Here is a 13,369-nt window from a genome sequence, read left to right as displayed (position 1 = left end):
GCGGGATTGACACCCGTCAGGTGACAGTGTGACGCGTTCGGCGTGACCCACCCGGCCGGCAGGTGCGGTTAGACTGCCGGTTTGGCTTTCGGGAAGGGTGCGGCATGGACCGGTTTCTGAGCATCGAGGCGTTCGTCAGGGTCGCGGAGGCGAGCAGCTTCGCGGAAGCGGCGCGGCAGCTTGGGGTCACCAGTTCGGTCGTGACGAACCGCATCCAGCAGCTGGAGAAGTTCGTCAACGCGCCGCTGTTCCATCGCAGCACGCGCCACGTGCGGCTGTCCGAAGTGGGCGAGACCTTCTACCGCGAATGCGCGGAAGTCGTGGGGCGCGTCAACGAGCTGACCGACCAGATGCGCGAGCTGCGCGCGACGCCGACCGGGCGGCTGCGCATCCAGATGCTGCCCGGCTTCGCGCTCGATCACTTCGGCGTGCCGCTCGCCGAATTCAATCGCCGCTATCCGGGCATCCAGCTCGACATCATCGTCAATGACCGTGTCGTGGACCCTGTCGAAGAAGGGTTCGACATCGCGTTCCAGATCTTTCCGCCGATATCCGAGTCGCTGATCGAGCGGCGCCTGTTCGTGGTCCGACGCCTGTTCTGCGCATCGCCGGCCTACCTCGACGCGCATGGTGCGCCACAACATCCGCGCGAATTGCTGCAGCACACCACGGCGCTGTATTCGGGTTATCCATCACGTAACCGCTGGACGCTGACACGCGGCGACGAGGTCGTCGAAATGGAGCTGCCGGGCATGATCCGCTCGAACTCCGTGCACCTGCTGCGCGAGTACGCGCTGACGGGCGGCGGCGTCGTGTGCCTGCCCACGCTGGTCGCGAGCGACGCGCTTGTCGCGGGCCGGCTGGTGCCCATCCTCACCGACTTCCAGATCGCGCCGCTGAGCTTCGCCGCCGTTTATCCCGCAACGCAGCGACAGGCGCTGAAGGTGAAGGCGCTGGTCGAATTCCTCGTCGAATACATCGGCGACGAGTCGCCGTGGGATCGCCCGCTGCTGGAGCGCGGCTGGGTTCGTTGAGCGAAGCGATTATTCGCGAAACGCAAATGCCGTAGTCGCGCTCCGTTGCCTTGTTGACGGGCGTCGTCGCCCCTAAAGTTGAATCCAACAAGCGGTTCAACTCAGGAGACAGCAATGACCGACACGGCATTCCACACCGTCTTTGGCTCGCTCGACGGCTACACGAAGGGCGAGATCGAAATCACCAGCGGCAGCGCAAAACACTACGCGTTCTCGAACGTCTTCGAGATCGCATCGAAGTCGGCGCCCTACGAAAAGGTCGTCGCCGGCAAGAACCTCGAATACGTGATCGAAGTGCTGCGCACCGAAGGCCAGTCGCCGTGGTTCGCGTGCGCGCACGACGAGTTCGCGATCCAGATGGATGGCGAAGTCCGCATCGACTTCATCAAGCTCGACAACCCGCCCGCCACCGGCCGCGGCACCGTGAACGCCGGCACGCAGCCGGCGGGCCGCGAGATGGGCTACGTCGTGCTGCGCAAGGGCCACCAGGCACTGCTGCCGGCCGGCTGCGCGTATCGCTTCACCGCCAGCAAGCCGGGCGTCGCGCTCGTGCAGACCGTGCTCGGCGAGCTGTCCGTCGAGAAGTGGGCCGACATCTGCCTGCACTGATCGATTCGATCGCGAAGATTCAACTATTCCAGGAGACACGTTATGGCCACCCTCGAGACCCTCGATCTTTCCGCAGGCTTCGGCGCCGATCTGGTGCAGGCCACGCAAGCCGATGCCGTCACCGGTTACCGCCGCTTCCACCTCGGTGAATTCGCGTTCCATCGCGACGAGTATTTCGTGAAAATCAGCTGGCCGGCGAAAGGCCAGACCCGCACGCACGCGATCCCCGCGGACGCATTCCTGCGCGCGATGATGCGCGACGTCGCGTGGGGCTTCTTCTACGGCTGGGTGAATTTCGATCACGTGTTCGGCACGCGCAATCACTACGGCAAGGTCGACGTCTATGCGGGCACGTTCAACGGAATCCTGAAGGAAGCCGGCGTCGACTACACCGAGACGTTCGAAACGCCGACGATCATGGCGACCTTCAAGGCGATGCTGCACGACTGGACCAACGAAGGCTTCGATCCGTTCGCGGCGCCGGAGGAAACCGGCACGGCGTTCGGGCGCAAGCACGGCGAGAACGGCTCCGCGATCGAACGCACGCGCATCGCGACGCGCCGCATGCCGGGCCTCGAAGGCGACTCGCCGCTGCGCGACGATCTGCCGGTCAACCGCGCGTTCCTCGACGTCGGCCAGGACGAGCCGGAAGTGCACGTGAAGCCGGGCTTCGAAGGCGAGCTGCATGCGTTCAACCTGTTCAAGTACCTGTCGCGTTCGGACGTGACGTGGAATCCGTCGGTGACCTCCGTGTGCGGGCGAAGCCTGTTCTGCCCGACCACCGAGGAATTCATCCTGCCGGTATTCCACGGCAACGACCGCGTCGAATGGTTCCTGCAACTGTCCGACGAAATCGTGTGGGACATCGGCGACAAGAACACCGGCGCGCCGCGCGCGCGCGTCACGATGCGGGCCGGCGACATCTGCGCGATGCCCGCCGACATCCGGCACCAGGGCTACTCGACGAAGCGTTCGATGCTGCTGGTCTGGGAAAACGCGACGCCGAACCTTCCGCAGCGATACGAGAGCGGCGAGCTGGCGCCGTATCCGATCGAGTTCTGAGCCGCGCCGGCTCGCACAAGCACACCATCGAGGACGATTCATGCAAACCCAACTTTTCATCGACGGCCGTTTCGTCGACGCCGTCGAGCGCGGCACGATCGACGTGCTCAATCCGCATGACGGCTCGCTGATCACGAAGATCGCCGCCGCCACCGCGGCGGACGTGGACCTCGCGGTCGAAGCCGCGACCCGCGCATTCCCGAAGTGGTCGGCGATGCCGGCGGCCGAGCGCGGCCGGCTGCTGCTGCGCCTCGCCGACGCGATCGAAGCCAACGCGGAGGAACTCGCGCAGCTCGAATCGCTGGACACCGGCCACCCGATCCGCGATTCGCGCGCGCTCGACGTGCCGCGCACGGCCGGCTGCTTCCGCTACTTCGGCGGCATGGCCGACAAGCTGCAGGGCTCGGTGATTCCGGTCGAAACCGGCTTCCTGAACTATGTGCAGCGCGCGCCGATCGGCGTGGTCGGCCAGATCGTGCCGTGGAATTTCCCGCTGATGTTCACGAGCTGGAAGATGGGCCCGGCGCTGGCGGCAGGCAACACCGTCGTGCTCAAGCCGTCGGAGATCACGCCGCTGTCGACGCTGCGCATCGTCGAACTGATGGCCGAAGTCGGGTTTCCCGAAGGCGTCGTCAATATCGTTCCCGGCTACGGTCATACGGCCGGCCAGCGTCTCGCCGAACACCCCGGTGTCGGGAAGATCGCGTTCACCGGTTCGACGGCGACGGGCCGTCGGATCGTCGAGGCGTCGCAGGGCAACCTGAAGCGCGTGCAACTGGAACTCGGCGGCAAGGGCGCGAACATCGTGTTCGACGACGCGAACCTCGACGCCGCCATCAACGGCGCCGCGTGGGCGATCTTCCACAACCAGGGGCAGGCGTGCATCGCCGGTTCGCGGCTCGTGCTGCATGAGCGCATCGCCGACGAATTCCTCGAGCGCTTCGTGTCGCTGGCGTCGTCGATCCGCGTCGGCAACCCGCTGGACCCGGACACCGAGATGGGCCCGCTGACGTCGAAGCAGCACCTCGACCGCGTGCTGTCGTTCGTCGACGTCGCGCGCGAGCAAGGCGGCCGCGTGCTCGCGGGCGGCAGCGTGCCGCAGGACGCGGCACTTGCGAACGGCTACTACGTGCGCCCGACCGTCATCGAGGCGAAGAGCGCCGCCGACCGCGTCGCGCAGGAGGAAGTGTTCGGCCCGTTCGTCACCGTGCTGCGCTTCGGCAGCGACGAGGAAGCGCTGGCGATCGCCAACGCGACCGAATACGGGCTCGGCAGCGGCCTCTGGACCAACGATCTCTCCCGCGCGCACAGGATGGCGTCGCGGATCGACGCGGGCATGTGCTGGATCAACTGCTACAAGCGCGTCAATCCGGGCAGCCCATTCGGCGGCATCGGCAAGTCGGGCTACGGCCGCGAGATGGGTTTCGAGGCGATGCACGACTACACGGAAGCGCGCTCGGTGTGGGTCAACGTCGACGGCAAGGTGCCGCCGCACTTCAAGCGCTGAGGCCGAGATGGAGCGCTTCGTCTATCAGGGAACGCCGTCCCGCGTCGTGTTCGAATGGGGCGCGCTCGAACGGCTGCCGGACGAGTTGTCCGCGCTCGGCGCGCAGCGGGCGCTGATTCTGTCGACGCCCGAGCAGCAGCCGCTCGCCGAACGCGTCCGGGACGTGCTCGGCGAGCGTGCGGCCGGCGTGTGCGCGCAGGCCGTGATGCACGTGCCGGTCGAGGTGGCGCGGGCCGCGCGCGAGATGGCCGCCGAGCTGGGCGCGGACTGCTGCATCGCGATCGGCGGCGGCTCGACGATCGGGCTCGGCAAGGCGATTGCGCTCGAGTCGTCGCTGCCGATCCTCGCCGTGCCGACGACTTACGCGGGCTCGGAGATGACGCCGATCTTCGGGCTCACGGAAGGCCGGCTCAAGCGCACCGGACGCGATGCGCGCGTGCTGCCGCGTACGGTGCTGTATGACCCGTCCCTGACGCTGTCGCTGCCGCCGGGGATTTCCGCGGCGTCGGGCGTCAATGCGATGGCGCATGCGGTCGAGGCGCTCTACGCGGAAGATGCGAACCCGGTGATCAGCCTGATGGCCGAGGAGTCGATTCGTGCGCTCGGCGAAGCGCTGCCCGCGATCGTGCGCGCGCCCGACGACCGCGAGATGCGCAGCCGCGCGCTGTATGGCGCTTGGCTCGCCGGCACGTGCCTGGGTGCGGTCGGCATGGCGCTGCATCACAAGCTCTGTCATACGCTCGGCGGCACCTTCAACCTGCCGCACGCACAGACGCACGCCGCGATGCTGCCGCATACCGCGCACTACAACCATGCGGCGGCGCCCGACGCGCTGCGCCGCGTCGCGCGGGCGCTGGGCGGCACCGACGCGGCCGACGCCGGCCCGCTGCTGTTCCGGTTGAACCGGCAACTGGGCTTGTCGGCGGCGCTGGCCGACATCGGAATGCCGGAAGCGGGCCTCGACGAAGCCGCCGACCTCGCGTGCCGGAACCCGTACGCGAATCCGCGGCCGATCGAGCGCGCGCCGATCCGCGAGTTGCTTCAGCATGCGTGGGAAGGGCGCGAGCCGCAGTGAGCGGCCGGCTGCATACAAAGGAGACGAACGTGACGAATGATCATCATGATGACGGCGACACGCGGTTGACCGAGCAGGTCGTCGCCAGCTTCGACGGTACGCCGAACCCGCGCTTGCGCGTGCTGATGCAGAGCCTCGTGCGGCACCTGCATGCGTTCGTCCGCGAAACGGAGCTGACCGAGGCCGAGTGGATGGCCGCGATTCGCTTCCTGACCGAAACCGGGCAGATGTGCGACGACGTCGTGCGCCAGGAATTCATCCTGCTGTCGGACACGCTCGGCGTGTCGATGCTGGTCGATGCGATCAACCATCGCTTCGCCACCGGTGCGACGGAAACGACCGTGTTCGGCCCGTTCTACATCGAGGGCATGCCCGAGCGCGCGTATGGCGAGAACATGGCGTTCACGCCCGGCACGCCGGTCGTCGTGCATGGCCGCGTGCTCACTACCGACGGCGCGCCGGTGCGGGACGCCGTGCTCGACGTGTGGCAGACCGCCGAGAACGGCATGTATTCCGGGCAGGATACGGCGCAGCCGCACGGCAACCTGCGCGGCCGCTACCGGACCGATGCCGAAGGTCGTTACGCGATCACGACGATCCTGCCGGTCAGCTATCCGATTCCGACCGACGGCCCGGTCGGCAAGATGCTCGATGCGACCGGCCGCCATCCGTGGCGGCCCGCGCACCTGCATTTCATGATCGACGCGCCGCGTTATCGCAAGCTCGTCACGCATCTGTTCGACGAGAACGACGCGTATCTGCAGTCGGATGCCGTCTTCGGCGTGAAGCCGTCGCTGATGGTCGCCTATCGACCGCGTGCGGCGGGTGACGAGCTCGCGCGCCGGGTCGGCTTGAGCGGCCCGTATCGCGAGGCGACGTACGACTTCGTGCTCGACCGGAGCTGACCGACATGGCGCGATTCTTTGCGGTGTTCGCGACGGACCAGCCCGGCATGCGCGAGGTGCGCGACCGCGTGCGGGCGACGCATCGGACCTACCTGCGTTCCGCCGCGCAGCACGGCGTGTATGTGCGGCTCGGCGGGCCGACGCTCGATCCGCAGGGCGATGCGATGAACGGCACGCTGCTCGTCGTCGAGGCGGACGACATCGATGCGGTGATGCAGTTCGTCGGCAACGATCCGTATGTGAAGGAAGGGCTGTTCTCGCGGGTCGAGGTGCGTCCATGGGACTGGAGCCTCGGCAATCCCGAGCGGAGAGCGTGAGTCATGGGTGCCACGCAACTCTGTCGCTTCGCCGATGTGCCGGATGGTGGCGCGCGGGTCGTCGATGAGGCGCGCATCGGACGTCCCGTCATCGTCGTGCGGCGCGGGGAGCAGGTGTGGGCTTACGTGAATCGTTGCCCGCATTTCTCGGTTCCGCTCGATTTCGTGCCGGGCAGCGTTTCCTGTTATCGATCCCAGGTGCTGATGTGCGCGCATCACAGTGCGCTGTTCCGGTTCGACGACGGTGTGTGTATCGACGGGCCGTGTTCGGGTGCCGGGCTGGAAGCCGTGGCCGTCGAAGTGGATGCGGCGGCGTGGGTGATTTGCCGGAGCGCCTGAATCGGCGGCCGGGCCGATTGCACCAGGCTGGATGAAATCGGAAGTGCGCGGGATTTCATTCGTTCCAGTCGATAAGTAAAGCTAAGTAAATCTCATTATGCCGGACCGGATGCAAGCCTGATCCGGCGGGAAGGCGTTGTTTCACGAAGCATGAGCGGATCGTTCGCGACGTGGCGGGCGACCGGCTCGAATTTCAAAAAAAGACGGAGACGCAATGAAGCTCAGGTTTGGAGTATTCGCGATGCTGGCCATCGCGCAGGGTGCGTACGCACAGAGCAGCGTGACCATGTTCGGTCTGATCGACAGCGGCATCTCGTACGTCAGCAACGAGGGCGGCGGGAAGAACGTCAAGTTCGACGACGGCATCTTCACGCCGAACCTGTTCGGCTTTCGCGGCACGGAAGATCTCGGCGGCGGATATCACGCGACGTTCGCGCTCGTGAACCAGTTCTCGATGGCGAACGGCAGCATCATCGGGACCGGGATCTTCGGACGTAATGCATACGTGGGCATCGAGAGCGACCGGTTCGGCAGCATCAGGCTCGGGAATCAGTACGACTTCATGGTCGATTCGCTGTTTGCGAAGGGGAATGCGATCTCGATGGACATCTCGGGGCTGTACGGATTCAGGAATGGCCCGTTCCAGCGTCTCGCGCTACCCGGTAACCCGACCGGCGCGTTCGACTGGGATCGCACGGCAGGCAGCAAGCCAGTCGCGAACTCGGTCAAATACAGTTCGCCGACGATTGCAGGGTTGTCGGGCGGCGTGATGTATGCGTTCGGCGGCGTGGCCGGTTCCATCGGCGCGGACAATGCCGTGAGCGCGGGCTTGAACTACGAAGTCGGCGCGCTCGGCATCGGTGCCGCATATACGAACGAGAAGTACGGCCCGGCGCCCGGCACGCCGTCGACCAGCGTGCGCAACTGGGGTGTCGGGATGCACTACGACTTCGGTGCGGTGAGCGCGAAGGCACTCCTGACCACCGTGCACAATTCGTTCAACGATGCCGGCGTGTGGATGGCCGAGGCCGGCGGCGTGTGGCGGATCAGGCCGGACGTGTTTCTCGGCGCGAAGTACATGTACATGAAGGGCAACGAAGCCGTGAACGACAACCATGCGCATCAGGTCAGCGTCGCGCTTCAATACCTGTTCACGAAGCGGACGATGGTCTACGTGTCCGCCGATTATCAACGCGCGAACAGCGGCGCGAACGCGCAGATCAACGGCGTGCTCGATCCGAACGGGGCGTCGAGTTCAGCGAGTCAGGCGGTGGCGCGGGTCGGCCTGCATACGATGTTCTGATGGCGCGGCGGGCGGGACCGGCGTCGCGGTTCGCCCGCCAACCGGCTACCGCGCCGCTGCGGCCGCCTCCTTGGCCTTGTCCTGTTCCGCCGCCAGCGCCGCATCCGCCGCCTGCGCGCGCTGGATCGCCGGGCGCGCCAGCACGCGATCGATGTACGCGCGAATGCGCGGCGTTTCGGGTACCAGCTTGAACATCGTCGTCCAGTTCAGTGCCGAGCCCCACAGCACGTCGACCGCCGTAAAGCGCTCGCCCAGCAGGTAGGGCCCTTTCGCCAGTTGCGCATCGATCCGCATCATCACGGTATCGAAGTCGCCGTACGGCGACGTCGAGTAGGCGGCGGGCGGGCGATTCATCGAGCGGTCGACGATGGCCGGCTCGAGGCACGAGCCATAGAACGTCATCCAGGTCAGATACGGCCCGCGCAGCGAATCGCCCGGCGCCGGCGACAGGCCGGCTTCCGGATACAACTCGGCCGCGTACATGTAGACGGCGGCCTGCTCGGTGACGATCACGTCGCCATGACGCAGTGCGGGAACCTTGCCCAGCGGGTTGATGCCGAGGTAGTCGGCTTCGTGATGTTTGCCGGTGGAGAGATCGAACGCATGCAGTTCGTAGTCGGCGCCCAGTTCCTCGAGCAGCATCCGGGCGCCGGCCGAGCGGCTGCGCGGGGAGTGGAACAGGGTCAGGTGGCGGTCTTGCTGCATCGCGGGCTCCGGTGTGCATTCGGGACAGGTCGACCAATATAGGACGGCCGCGCGGCTTCGTCTTGGAAAAATCCGCTGCGGCGGTGCATCATCACGCAGTCACTTCAACGGTTCGTCGCCATGACCGACTTGCGTCACGTGACCGACACGCCCAAAGGCGTCGTCGGCCCGAAAGCCTTCAATCAGCGCTTCCGCCTGAATCGCTATTACCCCTGTGCCGACCTGGCCGGGGTGCTGGATCACCACTGGATCGTCGAATGGGATCTGCGCGACCAGCCGCCGTATGTGCAGCGCACGCTGCCGTATCCGTGCGTGAATCTGGTGTTCGACCGGCGGCGGACGGGGATCTTCGGCGTGGTGTCGGGGGCGTTCGAGACGACGTTGGCCGGGGCCGGGCGCGTGATCGGCTTGCGGTTCCGGCCGGGCGCGTTTCGGGCGTTCTTCGGCAAGCCGGTGCATTTGTCGACCGACAAGGTGCTGCCGGTGTCGACGCTGCTCGATTGCGGCGACGCGCAAGCCGAAGACGCCGTGCTCGGTGCCGAGGATGATGCCGGGATGGTAGCGGTTGCCGAGGCGCTGCTGTTGCGGGTGCTGCCGCCGGCCGATCCGCAGGTCGAACGTATTCATGGCATCTTGCAGATGCTGCAGCAGGATATCGGGCTCACGCAGGTGCGCGATCTGGCCGAGCGCGCGGGGTTGAGCGAGCGCACGCTGCAGCAACTCTTTTCCGACTATGTGGGCGTGACGCCGAAGTGGGTGATCTGTCGTTATCGCCTGCATGAGGCGGCCGACAAACTCGCCGGCGGCGAGCCGGTCGATCTCGCGGAACTGGCGCAGGCGTTGGGGTATTTCGACCAGGCGCATTTCACGCGCGATTTTCGCAAGCTGGTCGGGAAGGCGCCGGCGGAGTATCGGCGGGAGGATCGGCAGGGGTGAGGTTGCGGAGGAGGGGGCGTTGGCCTGCTTTCGGCTGACAATGAACCGGCGAAGGGGCGCGCAGGGCATCGGTGAATTTCAAACAATGGATGCGTTGCCTATCATTCCACCCTATAGTGCTCGTCGTTGACCGATCCGCAAGAAAATCAGGAGCCTTCGTGTTTCATCGGAAATCCAAGTTGGGGCGTTCGAGCTTCGCGTGCGTCGTCGCTTTGACGATGATCCTGGCGCCCGTCGCGGCGCATGCAGAGGCGGAGGCCGTCGACGGCACGACGCACGTCGCGCCTGCTTCCGATCACGACGCGTCGCCCGCACGACCGATCGTCGGCGACGACCCGGTTGCCATTCGGGATGCCCTGAAGAAGCTGCACATCAGCCCCGCGCCGCCTTCCTTGAGCGACCGGGTTCGCGGCCTGGTCTCCGACGCAACCGACCGGTATGCCCCGAATCCCGACCTGGCGGCCGTCGGCCTGGATCGCGACGTGACGTTCGTGGTGCCGGTGCAGTACGGGCTGAGGTACCGGTCGCAGCGGCACCTGTTGACGCTGGACGTCGACCTGTTCGACGCGGAGCACGGCGACCGGACGGGCATCCTGCTCCGGAAGGTCACGAAGGGGCCACGAGGGCGAGGGCTCGTGATCGCCCCCGAAGCGAAAGCGAAAGGGTACATCCAGCAGATCGACATCATCGAACTCGATTCCGGGCATGGGAAAAAGACCACGGTTCGCAGCCGGATGCGGATTTCGCCTGCCGTGTACGCTCAAGCGCATGGCGACTTCGCGCTCGTCTTTACCGGGCGCCTGGTTCGGCCTTATCTGACCGAGCAAGTCGAGCATGCCGATCCGAGTATCGACGAGCCGACGGACATTACGACCCGGATCTCCAGGTTGCATATGGATATCAATGCGATCTCGCTGGTGAGTCCGTCGAGCGGGGTTGTGTTGGCGAAAAAGCTGAAGTTGTCGAAGTAGGGGTTTTCGTGCGCGGGGCGGGGATACTGACCGGCTTGCGGGGCGCACGCATGCTCAAATTTTGGCGTTGCGCAATCTCAGCGCGTTCGAGATGACCGAGGCTGAGCTCAGGCTCATCGCCAACGCCGCGATCATCGGCGACAGCAGCAGCCCCGTGAACGGGTAAAGTGCCCCGGCCGCCAACGGGACCCCGAGCGCGTTGTAAACGAACGCGAAGCCAAGATTCTGCTTCATGTTCGCGACGGTTGCCTCGGACAGCGCTCGAGCACGCGCGATACCGCGCAAGTCGCCCTTGACGAGCGTCACCTGAGCGCTGCTCATTGCCACATCCGTGCCTGTTCCCATGGCCACGCCAACATCGGCCTTGGCCAGCGCGGGGGCGTCGTTTATGCCGTCGCCAGCCATCGCGACGACATGCCGGGCTTGCTGAAGCCGTGTCACCAGATCGAGCTTGTCGGCAGGCTTCACCTCGCCATGGAATTCGTCGACGCCGAGCTTCCCGGCCACGGCCTTGGCAGTGACCACCCCGTCACCGGTCGCCATCACGACTCGGATACCGTTCTCCTTCAACGTCGAAAGCGCCTCTGGCGTGGTCGCCTTTATCGGGTCAGCGACCGCCAGCAGTCCGGCCAAACTGCCATCGACTGCCAAGTACATGACGCTCGCGCCTTGCGCACGCAGGCTATCCGCCTCCCTGGACAGCGATTCGACGGATACGGCGTCAGTCTGCATCAGCGCGGTGTTGCCAAGTGAAAGTCGCCTGCCAGCGACGACTCCTCTCACGCCGATACCCGTTGCGGATTCGAAATTTTCCGTGCGGTCCAAAGTCAGCTTCTTCTCGCGGGCTGCCGCAACGATGGCTGCAGCAAGCGGATGCTCGCTGCCTTGGTCGAGACTCGCCGCCAGACGAAGCACGTCGTCGGTCGTGTATCCGCTTGTGCCTACGGCCTGCTCGAACGCAGGACGCCCCTCGGTCAGCGTCCCCGTCTTGTCGACAATGAGCACGTCGACCTTGCGCAAATTTTCAATCGCAGCGGCATCGCGAAAGAGAATCCCGGTCGTGGCTCCTTTGCCGCTTGCGACCATGATGGACATGGGCGTTGCAAGGCCCAGCGCGCAGGGGCACGCAATGATGAGCACCGCCACCGCATTGATGAGACCGAATACCCAACTGGGCTCAGGCCCAAAGATGCCCCACACGAGGAAGGTCAGGAGAGCGACGCTGACGACCCCGACGACAAACACCCCGGCCACCTTGTCGGCCATGCGCTGCATGGGCGCACGGGAGCGCTGCGCCTGCGCGACCATCTGCACGATTTGCGACAGGACGGTCTGGGCGCCGACCTTTTCCGAGCGGATGACGAGACTGCCTGTCGCGTTCATCGTTGCGCCGATGACGTGGTCGCCAACGCGCTTCGTGACCGGAATGGGCTCGCCGGTAATCATGGACTCGTCGAGCGAACTCGTGCCGTCCGTCACCACGCCGTCCGCGGGGACTTTCTCGCCCGGCCGCACGCGAAGCAGGTCTCCCACATGAACATGGGACAACGGAATGTCTGCTTCGGAACCGTCCCGGTTGATGCGCCGTGCGGTCTTGGGTGCGAGCCCGAGGAGTGCCTTGATGGCGGCGGACGTTTGCGAGCGGGCCTTCAGTTCGAGCAACTGCCCGAGAAGCGTCAGCGAGATGATGACTGCCGCCGCCTCGAAATACACGCTGACCCGGCCGTGCGCGCTGTACGTTTCGGGAAACACGCCGGGGAAGAGGGTCGCGATGACACTGTAGATATAGGCCGCGCCTGTCCCGAGCCCGATGAGCGTCCACATGTTGGGGCTGCGGTTCATGAATGAGCGCACGCACCGCTCGAAAAACGGCAGGCCTGCCCACAGGACGACCGGCGTAGAGAGGATGAACTCAACCCAGCTTTCGGTGTCGGGGTCCATCAATCGTAGGCGATGGCCAAACATCGCCAGCACGAAAACGATGGCGGTCAGTGGCAACGTCCACCAGAATCGGCGTCGGAAATCGACCAGTTCCGGATTCTCGCCTTCGTCGACGCTGGGCAGAATCGGTTCCAGCGTCATGCCGCACTTCGGGCATTGCCCGGGATGGTCCTGTCGAATTTCCGGGTGCATCGGGCACGTGTAAACGGTGCCCTCGGGCAGTGCTTGCGGCTCCTCGATGGTCGAAGGCTCAACGTACCTGGACGGCGCTGCCTCGAATTTCGTCAAGCAAGCCTGGCTGCAGAACGCGTACCACTTGCCATTGTGTTCGCGGCGCAAGCGTGACTCATCGGTCACCGCCATTCCGCAGACGGGGTCGCGAAGCGGATCCGTGGGGCGTGCGTGTTTGTCCTGGCCATCATGGTGATGAGCATGCTTGTCGTGTCCGTGCCCGGCGAAAGGGGCGTGCTCGTCCGTCTCACGACCGTGACGTTCGTCCGATGACAAGTGCCCGGACATCCTTTGGTGATGAAGTTCGTCTTCGCCGGGTTGGCCGCTCATTTGACGCTCCTTTGCTCACCCGTTCCGTTTCCATTGAGGCTCGTCGCTCTGCGCGTTCGATATTGACGTGACGACCGTGCTACGACGTGAGTTACCTGTATCGA

The 13,369-nt window shown here is 65.3% G+C and carries 13 protein-coding genes; 11 read left to right on the top strand and 2 right to left on the bottom strand.

Going from position 1 to position 13,369, the window contains the following annotated elements; genetic code table 11:
- The first annotated feature begins 104 nt into the window (after positions 1-104).
- The 9 genes from DID98_RS22405 (at position 105) to DID98_RS22365 (ending at position 8,151) form a co-directional block, all read left to right on the top strand.
- A complete protein-coding gene (locus tag DID98_RS22405; protein WP_044848336.1) occupies positions 105-1,034 on the top strand; it encodes a LysR family transcriptional regulator in 930 nt (309 codons plus the stop codon).
- A 114-nt stretch (positions 1,035-1,148) separates the two neighbouring features.
- Positions 1,149-1,643, top strand: coding sequence for a hydroxyquinol 1,2-dioxygenase (locus DID98_RS22400; protein WP_124523322.1), 495 nt, complete (start codon positions 1,149-1,151; stop codon positions 1,641-1,643).
- A gap of 42 nt (positions 1,644-1,685) precedes the next feature.
- Positions 1,686-2,705, top strand: coding sequence for a hydroxyquinol 1,2-dioxygenase (locus DID98_RS22395; RefSeq protein ID WP_124571449.1), 1,020 nt, complete (start codon positions 1,686-1,688; stop codon positions 2,703-2,705).
- A gap of 40 nt (positions 2,706-2,745) precedes the next feature.
- Complete coding sequence (locus tag DID98_RS22390) at positions 2,746-4,212, top strand: aldehyde dehydrogenase family protein (protein WP_124523323.1); 1,467 nt, start codon at positions 2,746-2,748, stop codon at positions 4,210-4,212.
- Positions 4,213-4,219: 7 nt separating this feature from the next.
- Positions 4,220-5,287, top strand: a complete 1,068-nt coding sequence (locus DID98_RS22385; protein ID WP_124571448.1) for a maleylacetate reductase — start codon at positions 4,220-4,222, stop codon at positions 5,285-5,287.
- 29 nt (positions 5,288-5,316) lie between these two features.
- A complete protein-coding gene (locus DID98_RS22380; protein ID WP_124571447.1) occupies positions 5,317-6,192 on the top strand; it encodes an intradiol ring-cleavage dioxygenase in 876 nt (291 codons plus the stop codon).
- A 5-nt stretch (positions 6,193-6,197) separates the two neighbouring features.
- Entirely contained in the window at positions 6,198-6,509 is a 312-nt protein-coding gene (locus DID98_RS22375; RefSeq protein ID WP_044848341.1) for a YciI family protein, read from the top strand.
- Positions 6,510-6,512: 3 nt separating this feature from the next.
- Complete coding sequence (locus DID98_RS22370; protein WP_124571446.1) at positions 6,513-6,848, top strand: Rieske 2Fe-2S domain-containing protein; 336 nt, start codon at positions 6,513-6,515, stop codon at positions 6,846-6,848.
- Positions 6,849-7,062: 214 nt separating this feature from the next.
- Positions 7,063-8,151: a porin gene (locus DID98_RS22365; RefSeq protein WP_124571445.1), complete on the top strand. Its 1,089-nt coding sequence runs from the start codon at positions 7,063-7,065 to the stop codon at positions 8,149-8,151.
- 45 nt (positions 8,152-8,196) lie between these two features.
- Here the strand turns inward: DID98_RS22365 and DID98_RS22360 are convergent, their stop codons facing one another.
- Positions 8,197-8,856, bottom strand: coding sequence for a glutathione S-transferase family protein (locus DID98_RS22360; RefSeq protein WP_124571444.1), 660 nt, complete (start codon positions 8,854-8,856; stop codon positions 8,197-8,199).
- A gap of 120 nt (positions 8,857-8,976) precedes the next feature.
- Between DID98_RS22360 and DID98_RS22355 the strand changes: the two genes are divergently transcribed.
- Positions 8,977-9,792, top strand: a complete 816-nt coding sequence (locus DID98_RS22355; protein ID WP_124571443.1) for a helix-turn-helix domain-containing protein — start codon at positions 8,977-8,979, stop codon at positions 9,790-9,792.
- Positions 9,793-9,950: 158 nt separating this feature from the next.
- Positions 9,951-10,763, top strand: a complete 813-nt coding sequence (locus tag DID98_RS22350; protein ID WP_124571442.1) for a hypothetical protein — start codon at positions 9,951-9,953, stop codon at positions 10,761-10,763.
- A gap of 54 nt (positions 10,764-10,817) precedes the next feature.
- On the opposite strand, the gene DID98_RS22345 is transcribed toward DID98_RS22350, so the two are convergent.
- The gene (locus tag DID98_RS22345) at positions 10,818-13,265 is read right to left on the bottom strand and encodes a heavy metal translocating P-type ATPase (protein ID WP_260428103.1); all 2,448 of its coding nucleotides are present in this window, start codon (positions 13,263-13,265) and stop codon (positions 10,818-10,820) included.
- Between the last annotated feature and the right edge of the window lie 104 nt (positions 13,266-13,369).

It is taken from the genome of Burkholderia sp. Bp8984, assembly GCF_003853755.1.
GTDB lineage: Bacteria > Pseudomonadota > Gammaproteobacteria > Burkholderiales > Burkholderiaceae > Burkholderia.
The sequence above is the reverse complement of the archived record's forward strand: the minus strand, read 5'-3'. Positions and strand labels throughout refer to the sequence as shown.

Excerpts from the sequence above, each read along its gene's own strand:
- DID98_RS22405 (WP_044848336.1), top strand. The coding sequence starts at position 105 with ATGGACCGGTTTCTGAGCATCGAGGCGTTCGTCAGGGTCGCGGAGGCG.
- DID98_RS22400 (WP_124523322.1), top strand. The coding sequence starts at position 1,149 with ATGACCGACACGGCATTCCACACCGTCTTTGGCTCGCTCGACGGCTAC.
- DID98_RS22395 (WP_124571449.1), top strand. The coding sequence starts at position 1,686 with ATGGCCACCCTCGAGACCCTCGATCTTTCCGCAGGCTTCGGCGCCGAT.
- DID98_RS22390 (WP_124523323.1), top strand. The coding sequence starts at position 2,746 with ATGCAAACCCAACTTTTCATCGACGGCCGTTTCGTCGACGCCGTCGAG.
- DID98_RS22385 (WP_124571448.1), top strand. The coding sequence starts at position 4,220 with ATGGAGCGCTTCGTCTATCAGGGAACGCCGTCCCGCGTCGTGTTCGAA.
- DID98_RS22375 (WP_044848341.1), top strand. The coding sequence starts at position 6,198 with ATGGCGCGATTCTTTGCGGTGTTCGCGACGGACCAGCCCGGCATGCGC.
- DID98_RS22370 (WP_124571446.1), top strand. The coding sequence starts at position 6,513 with ATGGGTGCCACGCAACTCTGTCGCTTCGCCGATGTGCCGGATGGTGGC.
- DID98_RS22365 (WP_124571445.1), top strand. The coding sequence starts at position 7,063 with ATGAAGCTCAGGTTTGGAGTATTCGCGATGCTGGCCATCGCGCAGGGT.
- DID98_RS22360 (WP_124571444.1), bottom strand. The coding sequence starts at position 8,856 with ATGCAGCAAGACCGCCACCTGACCCTGTTCCACTCCCCGCGCAGCCGC.
- DID98_RS22355 (WP_124571443.1), top strand. The coding sequence starts at position 8,977 with ATGACCGACTTGCGTCACGTGACCGACACGCCCAAAGGCGTCGTCGGC.
- DID98_RS22345 (WP_260428103.1), bottom strand. The coding sequence starts at position 13,265 with ATGAGCGGCCAACCCGGCGAAGACGAACTTCATCACCAAAGGATGTCC.